This window comes from Pseudomonas sp. GD03862, from assembly GCF_029840855.1.
GTDB classification, from domain to species: Bacteria; Pseudomonadota; Gammaproteobacteria; order Pseudomonadales; family Pseudomonadaceae; genus Aquipseudomonas; species Aquipseudomonas alloputida.
Window position 1 is genome coordinate 56,723 of sequence record NZ_JAOCDI010000011.1, and the last position, 17,380, is coordinate 74,102.

Sequence of the window (17,380 nt, forward strand, 5' to 3'; positions counted from 1 at the left end):
AGGCAACCCAAACAAAAACGCCCCGAACCAGTCGGGGCGTTTTCATTTACAGCAGCAGCGTCTTACTTGCCTTCCCAGCGCTTGAGCACCAGGGTGGCGTTGGTGCCGCCGAAGCCGAAGCTGTTGCTCATGACCGTGTCGATCTTGGCGTTTTCTTCGGTTTTACGCAGGATTGGCAAGTCGGCGACTTCCGCGTCCAGCTCGTCGATGTTGGCAGAGCCGGCGATGAAGTTGTTTTCCATCATCAGCAGGCAGTAGATCGCCTCGTGCACGCCGGCAGCGCCCAGCGAGTGACCCGACAGGCTCTTGGTGGAGCTGATCTTCGGAGCCTTGTCGCCGAACACGGCACGCACGCCCTTGATCTCGGCCACGTCACCGACCGGAGTCGAGGTACCGTGGGTATTCAGGTAGTCGATCGGGGTGTCGACAGTGGAGAGCGCCTGCTGCATGCAGCGGATGGCGCCTTCGCCGCTCGGTGCAACCATGTCGTAGCCGTCGGAAGTGGCACCGTAGCCAACGATTTCGGCGTAGATCTTGGCGCCGCGGGCCAGGGCGTGTTCCAGTTCCTCGACCACGACCATGCCGCCACCGCCAGCGATGACGAAACCATCACGGTCAGCGTCGTAGGCGCGCGAGGCCAGTTCCGGGGTTTCGTTGCGCTTGGTCGACAGGGCGCCCATGGCATCGAACAGGAACGACTGGCTCCAGTGCTCTTCTTCACCACCACCGGCGAAGACGATGTCCTGCTTGCCCCACTGGATCTGCTCCAGTGCGGTACCGATGCAGTGAGCCGAGGTGGCGCAGGCCGACGAGATCGAGTAGTTGATGCCCTTGATCTTGAACGGGGTGGCCAGGCATGCCGAAACGGTGCTGCCCATGGTGCGGGTAACGCGGTATGGGCCGACGCGCTTGACGCCTTTCTCACGCAGGGTGTCCAGCGCTTCCATCTGGTTCAGGGTCGAGGCGCCGCCGGAACCCGCCACCAGGCCGGTACGCGGGTTGGAAACCTGCTCTTCGGTCAGGCCAGCGTCCTTGATCGCGTCCTGCATGGCCAGGTAGGCGTAGGCAGCCGCATGGCCGACGAAGCGGTAAACCTTGCGGTCGATCAGTTCTTCGAGGTTGAGGTCGATGGACCCGGAAACCTGGCTACGCAGCCCCATTTCCTTGTATTCCGGGTTGAAACGGATACCCGGACGGCTGTTGCGCAGGTTTTCGGTGACGGTAGCTTTGTCATTGCCCAGGCACGATACGATGCCCAGACCAGTGATAACGACGCGGCGCATGCGAATAACCCTTAGAAATTGTCAGTGGAGGTGAACACGCCGACCCGCAGGCCTTCGGCAGTGTAGATCTCGCGGCCGTCGACGCTGACCGAACCATCGGCGATGGCCATGTTCAGCTTGCCCTTCAGGACGCGCTTGATGTGAATGTTGTACGTGACTTTCTTGGCTTCAGGCAGTACCTGGCCAAAGAATTTCACCTCGCCCGAACCCAGGGCGCGGCCACGGCCCGGCAGGCCCTGCCAGCCGAGGAAGAAGCCAACCAGCTGCCACATGGCGTCGAGGCCCAGGCAGCCCGGCATTACCGGATCGCCTTCGAAATGGCAGGCGAAGAACCACAGGTCCGGGTTGATATCCAGCTCGGCGACCAATTCACCTTTGCCGTACTTGCCGCCTTCTTCGCTGATATGGGTGATGCGATCGACCATCAGCATGTTCGGCGCGGGCAGTTGCGCATTACCTGGGCCGAACAGCTCACCGCGACTGCAGCGCAGCAGGTCTTCCCGAGTAAAGGCGTGTTGTTTGGTCATGCGAGCTCCTCAATAACCCCCTGCGGCAGGGGATGAATCTTCCCGGCCGGCCCGAAAACAAAGCGCTTCGAGACGGCAGCCTACAGGTAGACTATTGCGTTGTGGTGAAAGTCACAGCGCACCTGGTGAAAGAAGTACAGGTGTGCACTGAAACGTCTATTTTCAGGTCCGATGAAGGTCCTGTCCAGTGTTTAAGACTGCCGCACTTTAGCATTTATCGCCAGTCGCGGTTGTCTGACCGGGTAACCAGCGCTGCAGCACCTGCTGCAATTCGGTACGGCGCAAGGGTTTGCTCAGGTAATCGTCCATACCGGCGGCCATGCAACGTTCACGGTCGCCCTGCAACGCGTTGGCGGTTAGGGCGATGATCGGTAGCCCGGCGCCGTTGGGCAACTGGCGGATGCGTCGGGTGGCTTCATAGCCGTCCAGGTGCGGCAGGCGGCAATCCATCAGCACGGCAGCAAAGCGCTGCTGGCCGACCAGCTCGACGGCTTCAAGGCCATCTTCTGCCGTGCATACTGCCAGCCCCAGGCTGCGCAGCATGGCTTCCACGACGCTCCGGTTGACCGGATTGTCCTCCACCAGCAGTACCTGATCATTGTCCGGCACCGTCGTTCGTACAGTCGTTGGCGGCGTCAACGGGACGGGGGCAGGATTGGCAAGGGCCAACGGCATCTCCAGGGTGAAGGTCGAACCCAGGCCCTCACGGCTTTCACCGCGTAGCTTGCCGCCCATGCGCTCGGCCAGGGTACGAGCGATCGACAGCCCCAGCCCGGTGCCGCCATAACGACGGGAAATCGAGCTGTCGGCCTGCTGGAAGGCGACGAACATCATTTCCAGGCGGTCGCTGTCGATGCCGATGCCGGTGTCGCGCACGCTGCAGGTCAGCCAGATCAACTGCCGGTCGAGCACCTGCCAGCGTGCGTCGACTTGCACCTGGCCGCGTTCGGTGAACTTCAGGGCGTTGCCTATCAGGTTCAGCAGAATCTGGCGGATGCGCGTGGGGTCGCCGTTCACCTGCAACTGCTCGATGCCGGCCGGCAGTTGCAGGTGCAGGCCCAGGCCGCGTTGCTGGGCGCTGTGCTGGAACGACTGGACACTGTTGGTGATCAGCTCGCCCAGGTTGAAGTCGATGTGCTCCAGCTGCAGCGCGGCGCGTTCGATGCGCGAAAAATCGAGGATGTCGTTGATGACCTTGAGCAAATGCCCGGTGGACTCGCTGGCCACTGCCGTGTAATCGGCCTGTTCACTGCTCAGCGGTGTGGTTTCCAGCAGTTGCAGCATGCCCAGCACGCCATTCATCGGGGTGCGCAACTCATGGCTCATCATCGCCAGGAAATCCGATTTGGCACGGTTGGCCTGTTCGGCCTCCTCGCGGGCCTGGATCAGTTCGGCGATGGCCTGCTTCTGTTCATCGCTGGCCTGTTCCAGGGCGCTGGCCAGGTTATTGATGTGGCGGGCCAAGTGGCCCAGCTCGCTGTCGTCGACGACCGGCAAGGGGGTGTTGTACTCGCCTTGCTGAATCGCCTTGACCGCATGGCCCATGTCGCTGATCGGCTTGGCCAGGCTCAGGGCCAGGCGGCGTGCCAGCAAGAAGGTGAACAGCAGGGCGAACAACGCCAGGATCCCGGCCTTGATCACGATTTCCTGCTGGCGCTGACTGAAGGCGTCATCGGACATGCCGACGATCACGCGGCCCAGGTAGTCGTCACCGATGGCCGGGGTGGTGGCTTTGCCCTGTTGCAGGAAGTCGTTGTCCAGGCGGATTTGCTGCAGGCGAATGGGCGCCTGGAACACCTCGACCTGTTGCGCACGGTTGGCACTTTCGTCGGACTGCTCGACGTACACCAGAATGTGGTTGCGGCTGTCCTGCACTTCCAGAAAGCGCACGTGCGGGATGCTGAGGGTGGCACGCATCAGCCCTTCAAGCACTTCGTTGTTGCCCGAAATCACCCCATATTCCGACGCCGGTGCCAACTGGTTGGCGATCAGTTGCCCGGTGTGGTTGAGTTCCTGGCGCAGGTCCTGGATGCGTACGAAGGTAAAGAAGCTGATCAAGAGCAAGGTCAGTAGCAGGGCGGGGCCGAGACTGATGATCTGCGTGCGGGTATGAATGTCCCAGCTCAAGCGTTTGCTCATTGGGTGGGTTCTCCCTCGGCCAGGGCCTTGACGGCGGCGTTCTGATCGATTGGTTCAAGACCCAGGGCACGGGCCACCTGCTGGTTGCCACTGACGCCGTAACGCACCGGGTACAGGCTTCGCGGCCAGCGCGTCGGCGGCTGGTCGAGCAACTGGTCGAGCACCCACAGCCAGTCGTCCTGGTCGCTGTAGGTACTGGCCAGGGCGCCGGCGCGAACGAAGCCGGCGTTCGGGCCGATCAGTGCCATCTGCCGGCCATAACTGCTCAACAGCAGGTTCTTTGCAGTCTTGGAGTTGTACAAGTCAGGGTCGTCCAGGCCCAGGAGCACATCGCTGTTGCCCAGCAGGTGCTGCAGGGGCCTGTTGTCACGCGGGTCGGACCAGTCCTGGGCCACGATCTCCAGGCCTAGCGGCCGCGCAGCATGGCGCAGTTCGTCCAGCAGAAAGCTGCTGTGCTCGCCGTACAGCACGCCAACGCGCCTGGCCTGCGGCAACAGGTAACGTGCCAGGCGCAGTTGCCGTCCCAGCGGTGCGTCGCTCCACAGCAGTGTGAGGAACGCGGGGCGCGACTTTCCCAGGCGCTGTTCAGCCTGTACCCGGCTGACCCGCATGACCAGCGCCGGCGGGCCGGCGGTTTCCCCCAGGCGCCATTCCAGTGCTGCGTTGTCGAGCAGGATCAGGCGTTGGTCGGCTTTGAGCTTGCCTGGGCGCGGCAGGTTGGCGGTGGTTTGAAACTGCACATGATCGTGCGGCCGGCGGCTTTCCAGGGCGGCGATGAAGCTGCGGACACCGGGCTGGTCCTCAGCCCCCACCAGCAGGACTTCGCTGGCGGACAAAGGCCCCAACGGCCACAGGCAGAGCAGCAACAGGCGCAGCAGCAGGGCCATCAGAACTCCAGCTCCGCGCTCACGCTCAGGCGGTGACGGCTGTCGTAGCGGTTCTGCAGGGCCGAGGTGGGTTCATCGTCCAGGCGCTGCTGCCACAGCGCCGCCAGCTCCAGGGTGCTGCCATACACCCGAAAACGCTTGGCCAGGCGCAGGTCCAGACGCTCGTAGCGGTACTGGTTGAGGGCATCGTCGCCGTAGTAGAACAGCGCGCTCGACCAGCCGGCACCCCATTCGCGCATCCACCCGGCCGAGCCGCTGTTACGGGCGCTAAGGCGACGGTCGTCGGGGTTGCTGGCCCAGGCATCGACGTAGGCATAGGTCAGGCGCAGGCGGTCGCGCAGGGTGGGGCGCCAGTCCATTTGCGCCTCGCTGCCGCTGAAACGGGCCTTGTTGGCGTTGCTGGCGATGTACTGGTTGTTCCTCAGAGGCTCGCTGATCATGCCGGTGATCTCGTCGTAGAACAGCTTCACATCCAGGCTCAGGTCGAGGTCGCTGAAGTAGCCGTTGTAGCCTAGCTCGCGCGAGCGCATGCGCTCCTGTTCAAGGTCGCCAGGGCCACGGGTCTTGACGAAGTACTCACCGTTTTGCAGGCCGAATGAATTGGGGGTGAGGTTCTTGACCGTGTAACTCCAGTTGACGTTGTTCTCGAACATGTCGGGCGAGCGCACCGCTTCGGAGTACACCGCACGCAGGCCGTGGCGCGGGGTGATCAGGTAGTTGACCGCAACGCGCGGGGTCAGCGAACTGCCAGACAGGCGCGAGTCTTCGAACATGGCCCCACCTTGCAGTATCCAGTGCTCGTCGGCCCGCCATTCCAGCTGGCCGAACAGGCGCCAGGTCTGGTCGTCGATGCTGCCGTTGAAGTAGGTCTGCGAGTCGGCGCGATCATAGCGGTAGTTCATGCCACTGAGCAGACGCAGGCTGTCGGTCAGGCTCAGGGTGTCCTGGATTTCCAGGTCATAGCGGGTTTCACGGGTGCTCTGATCGACATCGCCGCAGACCTGCTCCTGTCCTCCCTGCTCCCATTGCTGCTGCACTTTCTGCAGAAGCCCTTTCAGGGCAGGGTCGTCAGTGGAAAGGGGGGCGCCAGTCGCAATGCCGCGCGCCACTTTTTCGGCGAAGTCGGGGTTCATCTGCCAGAGCTGGGTCAGTTCGGGGCTGAACGACTGCAAGGCATCACAGGCGCGCCACACTTGCTGGCGATCAAAATGCTGGGCTGAACCCTGGATATAAAGGCTGTGTTCAGCGCTGAAGTCCTTGGTCCAGCGCAACGAGCCCGCATAGTCCTTGGCGTTGACGTCGGCATTGTTCCCGGACTCGTACTGCTGGAACACCGGCTGGTAGGTGTAGGGCCGCTGATTGCTGCCTTCCTTGGCCGCCAGTTGCCACTCCAGGGTCTGGTCGACTGCCAGGTTGTGGTTGGCGCTGAGGTTGAAGCGGGTCAGGCGGCGGCTGTCGCGGTAGTCCTGGCCGAACTGGTTCTCATCGAAGCCGTCGTCCTGTTGGCCCGACAGCGACAGGCGCATGTCGCCACCGTCCCAACCCAAGCCGTGGCTGGCATAGAAGTCGTTGATACCGTCCTGGCCGCGTGTCACTTTCAGCCGCGTACCATGGCTGTCGGCGGGTTTGCGGGTGAGGATGTTGACCACCGCCATCAGCGCGTTGGCGCCATAACTGACGGTGTTCGGGCCGCGGAACACCTCGATGCGCTCGATGTCCTCCATGGCCAAGGGGATGTCGCTCCAGTCCACCGTGGCCAGGCCTGCGCGGTATACCGAGCGGCCATCGATCAATACCTGCATGCGCCGTGCGTCGTTGACGTTGCTGCCGTGGTAGTTGACCGTGGGTTGATTACCGGCACCGTAGCCGATCATCATGCCCGGTACCAGGCGCAGCAGTTCGGGGATGTCACGGGCACCGCTGGCGCGAATCAGTTCGCTGTCGAGTACGGTCATGCTGCCCGGGACAGCGGCGGGGGATTGTTTCAGGCGTGTGGCGGTCAGAACCTGTGGCAGGTCGGTGTTGTCGATGAACAGGTCGTCGGCCACGGCCTGACCGCCGAGCAGGGCGGTCAATAACAGCAGGCGCGGGTACGGGGGCGTGCCAGGGAACACGGAGCGGCCTTTGTTTCAGGATTGAAACAGGCATGGTAACTGACCGTGGGGGTTTTGCCAGTGGGTGTCGGGCGTACGTCTTGAAAAGTACCGCGTGGCGGCGCTCGATCTCGACGGCTCCGAAAATGCCATGGCAAATACTGCAAACGCCCAGACACTGGTTCTGTAGCAGGCGAGCCGTATAATGGCGGGGTCGCCACTTACTTTTGGCTTTAATGGATTGGATATGACTGAACAGCAACCTGTTGCGGTTCTGGGCGGCGGCAGCTTCGGCACCGCCGTGGCGAACCTGCTGGCGGAAAACGGTGTGCCGGTGCGCCAATGGATGCGCGACCCGGCGCAGGCCGAGGCCATGCGTGTGAATCGCGAGAATCCGCGCTACCTCAAGGGTATCCGCCTGCACGATGGGGTTGAGCCGGTCAACGACTTGCTGGCCACCCTGCAGGCCAGCGAGCTGATCTTCGTTGCCCTGCCATCGAGTGCCTTGCGCAGCGTGCTGGCACCGCATGCCGAGCTGCTGCGCGGCAAAGGCCTGGTCAGCCTGACCAAGGGCATCGAAGCGCAAAGCTTCAAGCTGATGAGCCAGATCCTCGAAGAGATCGCCCCCGAGGCGCGCATCGGCGTTTTGTCGGGGCCCAACCTGGCGCGCGAAATCGCCGAACATGCGCTGACTGCCACAGTGGTGGCCAGTGAGCACGAAGACCTGTGCCAGCAGGTACAGGCCGTGCTGCACGGGCGCACCTTCCGCGTCTACGCCAGTGCCGACCGTTTCGGTGTCGAACTGGGCGGTGCACTGAAGAACGTCTACGCGATCATCGCCGGCATGGCGGTGGCCTTGGGGATGGGCGAGAACACCAAGAGCATGCTGATTACCCGGGCCTTGGCCGAGATGACCCGTTTCGCCGTCAGCCAGGGCGCCAACCCCATGACGTTCCTCGGCCTGGCCGGTGTCGGTGACCTGATCGTCACCTGCTCCTCGCCCAAGAGCCGCAACTATCAGGTTGGCTACGCACTGGGGCAGGGCCAAAGCCTGGAAGAGGCGGTCAACCGCCTGGGCGAAGTGGCCGAGGGGGTCAACACGCTCAAGGTGCTCAAGACCAAGGCCCAGCAAGTGCAGGTGTACATGCCGCTGGTGGCTGGCCTGCATGCCATCCTGTTCGAAGGGCGCACGCTGAACCAGGTGATCGAGCACCTGATGCGCGCCGAGCCCAAGACCGATGTCGATTTCATTTCCATCAGCGGTTTCAACTGAGCCCTTGGCGGCTCTGACACGAGCAAGGAGCAACACATGAACGATACGCCCGAACGCGCCCAGCGCGAGTCGATCATCCTGCGGGTGCTGTGGATGCTGGTGTTCCTGGTGGTCTGGCAACTGGCCGAGTTGCTGTTGGGTGGCCTGGTGCTGGTACAGCTGATCTACCGACTGGTGTATGGCGCGCCCAGCGCCAGCCTGATGAACTTCGGCGACAGCCTGAGCCAGTACCTGGCACAGATCGGCCGCTTCGGCAGTTTCCACAGCGACCAGAAGCCGTGGCCGTTCGCAGACTGGCCGGCCCCGCGTGCGCCGGAAGGTGAAGCAGCGCACGCCGTGGCACCGGCCGCGCATCCGGTGCGTGACGAGGAACCCAAGCTGTGAAGCTGTGGGTGCTGCGCCACGGTGAAGCTGAGCCGCGGGCCAAGACGGATGCCGAGCGCCGTCTGACTGCCCATGGTCGCGAGCAGGTGCTGCACAGTGCGGCTTACCTGATCGGGCAGCCATTGCAGGCTATTGTTGCCAGCCCTTACGTACGCGCCCAGCAGACCGCCGCGCTGGTGCATGACACCCTGGGCTTCGCCGAACCGGTGCGCACCGTGCCCTGGCTGACGCCCGAGGGTGATGTACAGCAGGTCATCGGCGAAATCGAGCGACTGGGGCTTGAGCATGTGCTGCTGGTCAGCCACCAGCCGCTGGTAGGTACCTTGGTCGGTGCGCTGGAGCACGGCCACAGGCAACAGCCGGCAGCCATGAGCACTGCCAGCCTGGCAGAGATGGAAGGGGAGTGGCCGCTGGCCGGGTTGATGACGCTTCGGGCCATCCACTCACCCGCGTGAACCTCCCATGGCTTGTGCAGGCCACTGTTTCGCTCGCGTCTGAATGCTGGCATGGGTAAAGAGCAATAAGGCAACTGGCATTTTTGTCAGTTGTCGCACTTCACCACCGCTTGTTAGCGTTGCCACATGGCAAACATCAGGGAACGGCGAATGAGGGGTGAAATGCTGGAGCTGTTGCGCTCCCTGGACCTGCAACCCACCCTGGAACAGGTTGACCAAGGTACTTCGCTGGATTTCGCCCAATACAGCCTGCTGCGTGAATCGGCCGATGCCAAGCTTTACCACCTGATGCGCAAGGTGAACGACAACCCCGGGCTGGACCCTGTTGCGAGGCAACAATGCGAGCAGGACCTGCGGACGCTGCAGGACGCCTGCCTGCGGGTCTCGCACCTGCTGCAAACCAGTTGTCTGGCCTTGCGCCGCCTGCAACTGGACTACCAGGACCAGCGTCTGGCCCGCGAGGCGCTGGAGAGCCAGGTGGCCTACATGCAGGCCTGCCTGCGTCGGTCGCTGAGCAGTTTCGACCGCTCGGCATGACCTGATCCCCCTCGCCGATGACCTTTATGGACATTGCCGAACCGCCCCGCGATGCCGACAATGGGCCATCATTCCGGTCCGGACCAGGCGCCATGTCGCAGCAGATCTTCTTCGCCCATGCCAACGGTTTCCCATCGGCCACCTACGGCAAGCTGTTTGCAGCGCTGGCGCCGGACTATCAGGTGCAGCACCTGGCCCAGCACGCGCATGACCCGCGCTTTCCCGTGGACGAAAACTGGCAAAGCCTGGTCGATGAATTGTTGCATCACCTGGCGCAGCAGGACCAGCCGGTCTGGGGCGTTGGCCATTCGCTGGGTGGCGTGTTGCATCTGCACGCGGCATTGCGCTGCCCCGAGTACTACCGGGGGCTGGTGATGCTCGACTCTCCGGTGCTCACCCGCGCTGATCAATGGCTGCTGCGCACAGCCAAGCGCTTTGGTTTCATCGACCGCATCACACCGGCCGGGCGCACCCTGGGGCGTCGCGAAACGTTCAATGACCGCGACAGCGCCCGTGACTATTTCGCTGGCAAATCACTGTTCCGCCATTTCGATCCCGATTGCCTCGACGCTTATGTGGAACATGGCCTGCAGGTGGTGGGGCAAGGGCTGCAGTTGCGCTTCGACCCTGCCACTGAAATCAGCATCTACCGCAGCATCCCGCATACCAGCCCCGCCCCCGCGCGCCAGTTGCAGGTGCCGCTGGCCATGGTGCGCGGCAACCGCAGCAACGTCATTCGTCGCCACCACACCTTGGCTGTGCGCGGTATGCCCAAAGGTGAATACCACAGTGTACCGGGTGGGCACATGTTCCCGCTGGAGCGCCCGGCCGACACTGCCAGCCTGATCAAGGGCCTGTTCGACCGCTGGAGCCAGGCATGAGCGCACACGTTGAGGAAATTCGTCTGAGCCTGGGCCATATCGAACTGGCTGCACACCTGTTCGGCCCCGAAGACGGGCTGCCGGTGATTGCCCTGCATGGCTGGCTGGACAACGCCAACAGCTTTGCTCGCCTGGCACCGCAACTGAAAGGTCTGCGCCTCGTCGCCCTGGACCTGGCCGGCCATGGTTATTCGGAGCACCGCCCGCTCGGCGCCGGGTATGCCCTGGCCGACTATGCCCATGACGTGCTGCGCGTGGCCGAGCAACTGGGTTGGCCGCGTTTTGCCCTGCTGGGGCATTCGCTGGGCGCGATCATTTCGGTGCAACTGGCCGGTGCATTGCCCGATCGGGTCAGTCACCTGGCGCTTATCGATGGCGTCATCCCGCCGACCGGTGCCGAGCAGGACGCAGGCGAGCGTTTGGGGATGGCGCTGCAAGCCCAGTTGCGGCTGGATGGCAAGCGCAAGTCGGTGTATGCGACATTGGAAGCAGGGGTGCAAGCCCGGATGAAAGGCATGGTCGCGGTCAGCCGTGAAGCGGCCGAGCTGCTGGCCCAACGTGGCCTGATGCCGGTGCCCGGTGGCTACAGCTGGCGCAGCGACAGCCGGCTGACCCTGCCCTCGCCGGTGCGCCTGAGCGAGGCCCAGGCCATGGCCTATGTGCGGCGGGTGAGTTGCCCGGCGCTCTTGGTGGTGGCCGCCGACGGTATGCTGGCGCGCCACACCGGGTTGCTGGAGCAGCTACCCTTTGAACAGGTGACGCTGCCCGGCGGCCATCACCTGCACCTGAACGATGCGCAGGGCGCGTCCCTTGTTGCAGACTGTATCAATCGCTTCTTTGGCTTTGCTTGACTTGCACCGGACAAGTGTCGAGGCTTGGCGGGTTGAACAGGGAGACAACCATGCAACTGCCAGACATCCTGGAGCTTCAATTCGGCGCTGAGCGCCGCCTGGTTCGCCAATGAGCGTGCCTGATTCCATTCGCACTGCCTTGGCTGCCTGCCTGGTGCTCGCCACCCCCGTGTCGTGGGCCGGCAGCCTGCCGGTCCCGCAGGACGCCAAGGTGGTCGATCAACGCCCGGCGACGGAACAGGAGCGGGTCTACCCGATGGGCCCGCTACGCAAGATCAGTGGCCGCCTGCGGGTCGATGACAAAGTCGAGAGCCGCGGTCAGGTCAGCTCGGTGACCTACGAATTGCCCGTCGAGCGGACTGCACGCGAGGCCTTCACCAGTGCCCGCGAAGCACTTGTACGCGAGGGTGGCTACCCGTTGTTCTGGTGTCAGGGGCGTGATTGCGGTGAGGCCAGCCTGTGGGCCAATGATGTGTTCGCCAATGCCCGCCTCAACGGAGGCGACGAGCAGCAGGCGTTCATCCTGCTGCGCCGCTCGGCAGACGAGGCCGACACCCTGGTCGCGCTGTACAGCGTTACCCGTGGCAACCGTCGTGCCTATCTGCATGTGGAAGAGTTCATCTCAGGCAGCCCGCTGGGCGAGCTGCTGCCAACCGCCGCTACGGTGCTGCGCGAAATGCGTGACACCGGCAAGCTCGACTACCCTGACCTTGCTGCACCGCAAGACGCCTGGGTAAACCTGCTGGCCCGCAGCCTGAACCTTGACAGCACCTTGCGCGTCAGCCTCAGTGGCGCCCAGGCTGAGGCCTGGCGCGAGGCGCTGGTCAAGGCCGGGGTGCGCAATCGCCGTCTTGAAGTCGGCAGTGCGCCTACAGACGGCCTGCACCTTGAACTGATCCCTTGAACGAGCACCCTCATGGTTAACAATGATCGCCTGCTGGTCCAGATTCTGCTGGTGGCATTGCTGGGGGCCGGCCTGTGGGTGATGGCACCGTTCATATCGGCATTGCTGTGGGGGGCCATCCTGGCCTTTGCCAGTTGGCCGTTGATGCGCTTTCTTACGCGCCTGCTGGGCGGTCGCGAGACGCTGGCCGCCGGCCTGCTGACCATGGCCTGGATCCTGATCGTGGCACTGCCGCTGGTGTGGCTGGGGTTCAACCTGGCCGATCACATTCGCGACGCTACGGCGTTCGTGCGTGACGTGCAGGTCGACGGCCTGCCCGATGCACCGGCCTGGCTGGGTGGCATTCCTTTCGTTGGCGAGCGTCTGGTCAACGGTTGGCAATCGCTGGACCAGCAAGGCGCAGCCTTGCTTACCTCGATCAAGCCTTACTTTGGGCAGGTGGGCAACTGGTTGCTGGCGCGCAGCGCGCAGATCGGCAGCGGCGTGCTGGAACTGACCCTGAGCCTGGTGTTCGTGTTCTTCTTCTACCGCGACGGGCCACGCTTGGCGGCATTCGTGCTGCGTTTGCTGCACCGGCTGGTGGGCGAGCGCGCCGAGTATTACCTGGACCTGGTAGCCGCTACCGTGCAGCGGGTGGTCAACGGGGTGATCGGCACGGCGGCCGCGCAGGCCCTGCTGGCACTGATCGGCTTCCTGATCGCCGGGGTGCCCGGGGCGATCGTGCTGGGGTTGGTGACCTTCATGCTCAGCCTGATCCCCATGGGGCCGCCACTGGCCTGGATCCCGGCCACCGCTTGGCTGGTGTGGAAGGGCGAATACGGCATGGCGGTGTTCCTGGGTGCGTGGGGCACGTTCGTCATCAGCGGCGTGGACAACGTGCTCAAACCGTACCTGATCAGCCGTGGCGGCAACCTGCCGCTGGTGATCGTGCTGCTGGGCGTGTTCGGCGGCTTGCTTGCCTTTGGCTTCATTGGCCTTTTCATCGGGCCGACCTTGCTGGCGGTAGGCTACAGCCTGCTGCTGGACTGGAGCCGTAACGCGGCGCAGCAGCCGCCACAACAATAAGCCTGTAACGGCCCTTTCGCGGGCTTGCCCGCTCCCACAGGTACCACACAGGCCTTGAAGGCTGTGCAGTACCTGTGGGACCGGGCAAGCCCGCGAAGAGGCCGTTACAGGCAGACCACAACGCTGATTTTTACGCATTCTTTATACCCACCCCCACCCCCCGATCTCGCCCCTTTACGCCTCTCCCTCGGACAATTTCACCAAAGCGGCCCAAGCCGTAACACGGGGAGATCCACACATGAACATGCTCGACGGGCTGTCACTGCTGCTGGCAGTGGCATTGGCGTTTTATCTGCTGGTGGCGCTGCTGCGCGCCGATCGCAGCTAGGGAGCGGCCATGCACAGTTACGATTTCGCCTTGCTCTTGGCATTCTTTGTCATCGTGCTGCTACCGGCACCCTGGCTCGGGCGGTTCTACTACAAGGTCATGGAAGGCCAGCGTACCTGGCTGACCCCTGTGCTGGGGCCGGTCGAGCAGGGCTGTTACCGGCTGGCGGGTGTGAACGCCAGCCAGGAGCAGAACTGGCGGCAATACGCCCTGGCCCTGTTGGCGTTCAACCTGGTCGGTTTCCTGCTGCTGTTCGCCGTGCTGCTGTTGCAGGGCTACCTGCCACTCAACCCTCAGCACCTGCCTGGCCAGGAATGGTCACTGGCGTTCAACACCGCCGTCAGTTTCGTTACCAACACCAACTGGCAGGCCTACAGCGGTGAGGCGTCGGTCAGCTACCTGAGCCAGATGCTTGGCCTGACCGTGCAGAACTTTGTCAGCCCTGCCACCGGTCTGGCCGTACTGGTTGTCCTGTGCCGCGGTATCGCTCGGCGCAGCGCGACGACGCTGGGCAACTTCTGGGTCGACATGACCCGTGCCACCCTCTACGGCCTGCTGCCGCTGTGCTTGCTGCTGGCGCTGCTGCTGGTATGGCAGGGCGTACCGCAGACCTTTGCCGACTACGCCCACGCGCTGACCTTGCAAGGGGCCGACCAGACCATTCCGCTGGGGCCGGCCGCCAGCCAGATCGCCATCAAGCAGCTGGGTACCAATGGCGGTGGCTTCTTCGGCGTCAACTCGGCGCACCCGTTCGAAAACCCAACGGCCTGGAGCAACCTGTTCGAGGTGGCATCGATCATCCTCATTCCGGTGGCATTGGTGTTCACCTTCGGTCACTACGTGAAGGACCTGCGTCAGAGCCGCGCCATCCTCGCCTGCATGCTTGCCCTGTTCCTGATCGGTGGCAGCACGGCGCTGTGGTCCGAGCATCAGCCGAACCCGGCCCTGGAAAGCACGCAGGTGCAACAGACCGCCCCTCTGGAGGGCAAGGAAAGCCGCTTCGGCACCACTGGTTCGGTGCTGTGGGCGGTCACCACCACCGCCGCCTCCAACGGTTCGGTCAACGCCATGCACGACAGCCTGAACCCGCTGACCGGTATGGTGGCGATGGTCAACATGATGGTCGGCGAGGTGATATTCGGCGGCGTCGGCGCGGGCCTCTACGGCATGCTGCTGTTCGTCCTTATCGCGGTGTTCCTGGCCGGACTGATGATTGGCCGTACACCGGAATACCTGGGCAAGAAGCTGCAGGCCCGTGAAGTGCAGCTTCTGGTGGCAACCCTGCTGGTGATGCCGGTTGGCGTGCTGGTACTTGGCGCCATCGCCGCCAGCCTGCCCGGCCCGGCCGGGGCGGTCACCAACCCGGGGGCGCATGGTTTCAGCCAGTTGCTGTACGCCTATACCTCGGGCTCGGCCAACAACGGCTCTGCTTTTGCCGGCTTTGGCGCCAACACCGTGTACCACAACCTGATGATCGGCCTGGCCATGCTCATCGGCCGCTTCGGCTACATCCTGCCGATACTGGCGTTGGCCGGCAGCCTGGCGGCGAAAAAAAGCGCGCCGCTGGGGCAGAACAGCTTCCCGACTCACGGCCCGCTGTTCACCGGCCTGCTGCTGGTGACCATCCTGCTGGTCGGTGGCCTGACCTTCCTGCCGTCCCTGGCCCTTGGGCCAATCGCCGAACACCTTAGCCTGGGTTTTTGAGGACCGATCATGAACATGCCCATCCCTGAAGTGAATAGCCGGCACAGTGCCAAGGACCAGACCCGCTTCGCCGCGCTGTGGCGCCCGGCGCTGGTGCAGGCGTTCGTCAAGCTCGACCCGCGTCAGCTCAAGCGCTCCCCGGTAATGCTGGTGGTGGCCCTGACCGCGGTGCTGACCACCGTGCTGTGTTTTGCCCCCGGCGGCGGCGTGAGCACCGGTGTTGCGGTGCAGATTGCCCTGTGGCTGTGGTTCACCGTGTTGTTCGCCAACTTCGCCGAGGCGTTGGCCGAAGGCCGTGGCAAGGCCCGCGCCGACAGCCTCAAGGCCGGCAGCCAGGGCCTGACCGCCCAGCGTCGTCTGCGTGATGGCAGCTACGAGACGGTAGCTGCCAGCGCGCTGCGCAAGGACGACGTGGTACGTGTGGTCGCCGGCGAAATGATCCCCGGCGACGGTGAGGTGATTGAAGGCATCGCGGCCGTCAACGAGGCCGCCATTACCGGCGAATCCGCGCCGGTAATACGCGAATCAGGTGGCGACCGCTCGGCGGTGACCGGTAATACGCGGCTGGTCTCCGACTGGCTGCTTGTCCGCATCACCAGCAACCCGGGCGAGTCGACCCTGGACCGCATGATCGCCCTGGTCGAAGGTGCCAAGCGGCAGAAGACGCCGAACGAAATCGCCCTCGACATCCTGCTGATCGGCCTGACCCTGATTTTCCTGATCGTGGTGGTGACCTTGCAGCCGTTCGCCCACTTCGCGGGTGGCAGCCTGCCGCTGATCTTCCTGGCCGCGCTGCTGGTGACGCTGATCCCGACCACCATCGGCGGCCTGCTATCGGCCATCGGTATCGCCGGCATGGACAGACTGGTACGGCTGAATGTCATTGCCCGCTCGGGCCGCGCCGTCGAGGCGGCCGGGGACGTGCATACGCTGATGCTCGACAAGACCGGCACCATCACCTTCGGTAACCGCCGCTGCAGCGCACTGCATGCTGCACCGGGCATTACCGCCAAGGAACTGGGGGAGGGCGCCTTGCTGGCCTCGCTGGCCGACGACACCGCCGAAGGCAAGTCGATTGTCGAATACCTGCGCCAGTTGCACGACTTCGTCGACCCGCCTGCCGGGCAGTTCGAAGCGGTGGCTTTCAGTGCCGAGACACGCCTGTCGGGTATCGACTTCGAGCAGCACCGCTACCGCAAGGGCGCCGTCGATGCGGTGCTGGCATTCGTCGGTATGCAACGCCTGGAAATGCCGGCGGCGCTGGCCCGTGAAGTCGAACGCATCGCGCAGAGTGGCGGCACACCGTTGCTGGTGTGCGTCGACAAGCGTTTGCTTGGCGTGATCCACCTCAAGGACGTGGTCAAGCCTGGTATCCGCGAGCGCTTCGCCGAGCTGCGCAAGCTGGGCATCCGCACGGTGATGGTGACCGGCGACAACCCGTTGACTGCGGCCGCCATCGCCGCCGAAGCGGGGGTCGATGACGTGCTGGCCGAGGCCACGCCCGAGAAGAAGCTGGCGCGCATTCGCCAGGAGCAGAATGAAGGCCGCCTGGTTGCCATGTGTGGCGACGGTGCCAACGACGCCCCGGCACTGGCCCAGGCTGACGTAGGCATGGCCATGAACGACGGCACTCAGGCTGCGCGGGAGGCCGCGAACATGGTCGACCTGGACAGCGACCCGACCAAGCTGCTGGACGTAGTCCAGGTCGGCAAGGAGCTGCTGGTCACCCGCGGTGCGTTGACAACGTTCTCCATTGCCAACGACGTGGCCAAATACTTCGCCATCCTGCCGGCGCTGTTCGCTGCCATCTACCCGCAACTGGGTGTGCTCAACCTGATGCAACTGGCCAGCCCGCAGAGCGCGATCCTGTCGGCGATCGTGTTCAACGCGCTGATCATCATCGTGCTGATCCCGCTGGCGCTGCGTGGGGTGCGCGTGCAGGCGGCCAGTGCGGCGCACCTGTTGCGGCGCAACCTGCTGATCTACGGGCTGGGTGGCATTGTGGTGCCGTTTGCCGGGATCAAGCTGATCGACCTGCTGCTCAACGCCCTGAACCTGGTCTGAGGAGG

At 63.8% G+C, this 17,380-nt stretch carries 16 protein-coding genes; 11 read left to right on the forward strand and 5 right to left on the reverse strand.

Annotation, left to right across the window (positions count from 1 at the left end; translation table 11 throughout):
• Positions 1-62: 62 nt before the first annotated feature.
• The 5 genes from fabB to N5D53_RS09960 all read right to left on the reverse strand — a co-directional run bounded on the left by fabB (position 63) and on the right by N5D53_RS09960 (position 6,950).
• Entirely contained in the window at positions 63-1,283 is a 1,221-nt protein-coding gene (fabB, locus tag N5D53_RS09940) for a beta-ketoacyl-ACP synthase I (RefSeq protein WP_010954940.1), read from the reverse strand.
• Positions 1,284-1,294: 11 nt separating this feature from the next.
• Entirely contained in the window at positions 1,295-1,810 is a 516-nt protein-coding gene (gene fabA, locus N5D53_RS09945; RefSeq protein ID WP_003251509.1) for a 3-hydroxyacyl-[acyl-carrier-protein] dehydratase FabA, read from the reverse strand.
• Positions 1,811-2,017: 207 nt separating this feature from the next.
• Entirely contained in the window at positions 2,018-3,949 is a 1,932-nt protein-coding gene (locus tag N5D53_RS09950; RefSeq protein ID WP_104961122.1) for a response regulator, read from the reverse strand.
• On the reverse strand, positions 3,946-4,836 hold the full coding sequence (locus N5D53_RS09955; protein WP_104961123.1) for an ABC transporter substrate-binding protein: 891 nt from the start codon (positions 4,834-4,836) through the stop codon (positions 3,946-3,948). Before N5D53_RS09955 ends, N5D53_RS09950 begins: the two co-directional genes overlap by 4 nt.
• The gene (locus N5D53_RS09960) at positions 4,836-6,950 is read right to left on the reverse strand and encodes a TonB-dependent receptor (RefSeq protein ID WP_129933163.1); all 2,115 of its coding nucleotides are present in this window, start codon (positions 6,948-6,950) and stop codon (positions 4,836-4,838) included. Before N5D53_RS09960 ends, N5D53_RS09955 begins: the two co-directional genes overlap by 1 nt.
• A 226-nt stretch (positions 6,951-7,176) precedes the next feature.
• Between N5D53_RS09960 and N5D53_RS09965 the strand changes: the two genes are divergently transcribed.
• The 11 genes from N5D53_RS09965 (at position 7,177) to kdpB (ending at position 17,375) form a co-directional block, all read left to right on the forward strand.
• Positions 7,177-8,202, forward strand: a complete 1,026-nt coding sequence (locus N5D53_RS09965) for an NAD(P)H-dependent glycerol-3-phosphate dehydrogenase (protein ID WP_010954935.1) — start codon at positions 7,177-7,179, stop codon at positions 8,200-8,202.
• A 36-nt stretch (positions 8,203-8,238) separates the two neighbouring features.
• Positions 8,239-8,586 (forward strand): DUF4389 domain-containing protein, encoded by a 348-nt coding sequence (locus tag N5D53_RS09970; protein ID WP_003251499.1) that lies wholly within the window; start codon positions 8,239-8,241, stop codon positions 8,584-8,586.
• Positions 8,583-9,041, forward strand: coding sequence for a phosphohistidine phosphatase SixA (gene sixA / locus N5D53_RS09975; RefSeq protein WP_129933165.1), 459 nt, complete (start codon positions 8,583-8,585; stop codon positions 9,039-9,041). The genes N5D53_RS09970 and sixA overlap by 4 nt, the downstream gene beginning before the upstream one ends.
• A gap of 162 nt (positions 9,042-9,203) precedes the next feature.
• Positions 9,204-9,578 (forward strand): hypothetical protein, encoded by a 375-nt coding sequence (locus N5D53_RS09980; protein ID WP_017148204.1) that lies wholly within the window; start codon positions 9,204-9,206, stop codon positions 9,576-9,578.
• A gap of 92 nt (positions 9,579-9,670) precedes the next feature.
• On the forward strand, positions 9,671-10,459 hold the full coding sequence (locus tag N5D53_RS09985; RefSeq protein WP_049588223.1) for an alpha/beta hydrolase: 789 nt from the start codon (positions 9,671-9,673) through the stop codon (positions 10,457-10,459).
• Positions 10,456-11,310, forward strand: coding sequence for an alpha/beta hydrolase (locus N5D53_RS09990; protein WP_279840238.1), 855 nt, complete (start codon positions 10,456-10,458; stop codon positions 11,308-11,310). The genes N5D53_RS09985 and N5D53_RS09990 overlap by 4 nt, the downstream gene beginning before the upstream one ends.
• 109 nt (positions 11,311-11,419) lie before the next feature.
• Entirely contained in the window at positions 11,420-12,214 is a 795-nt protein-coding gene (locus tag N5D53_RS09995; protein ID WP_279840239.1) for a DUF4892 domain-containing protein, read from the forward strand.
• A 12-nt stretch (positions 12,215-12,226) separates the two neighbouring features.
• Complete coding sequence (locus N5D53_RS10000) at positions 12,227-13,279, forward strand: AI-2E family transporter (RefSeq protein WP_104961128.1); 1,053 nt, start codon at positions 12,227-12,229, stop codon at positions 13,277-13,279.
• A gap of 238 nt (positions 13,280-13,517) precedes the next feature.
• Complete coding sequence (kdpF, locus tag N5D53_RS10005) at positions 13,518-13,607, forward strand: K(+)-transporting ATPase subunit F (protein ID WP_003251485.1); 90 nt, start codon at positions 13,518-13,520, stop codon at positions 13,605-13,607.
• 9 nt (positions 13,608-13,616) lie between these two features.
• Complete coding sequence (kdpA, locus tag N5D53_RS10010) at positions 13,617-15,311, forward strand: potassium-transporting ATPase subunit KdpA (RefSeq protein ID WP_190869583.1); 1,695 nt, start codon at positions 13,617-13,619, stop codon at positions 15,309-15,311.
• A gap of 9 nt (positions 15,312-15,320) precedes the next feature.
• Positions 15,321-17,375, forward strand: a complete 2,055-nt coding sequence (kdpB, locus tag N5D53_RS10015; RefSeq protein WP_279840241.1) for a potassium-transporting ATPase subunit KdpB — start codon at positions 15,321-15,323, stop codon at positions 17,373-17,375.
• Positions 17,376-17,380: the final 5 nt, after the last annotated feature.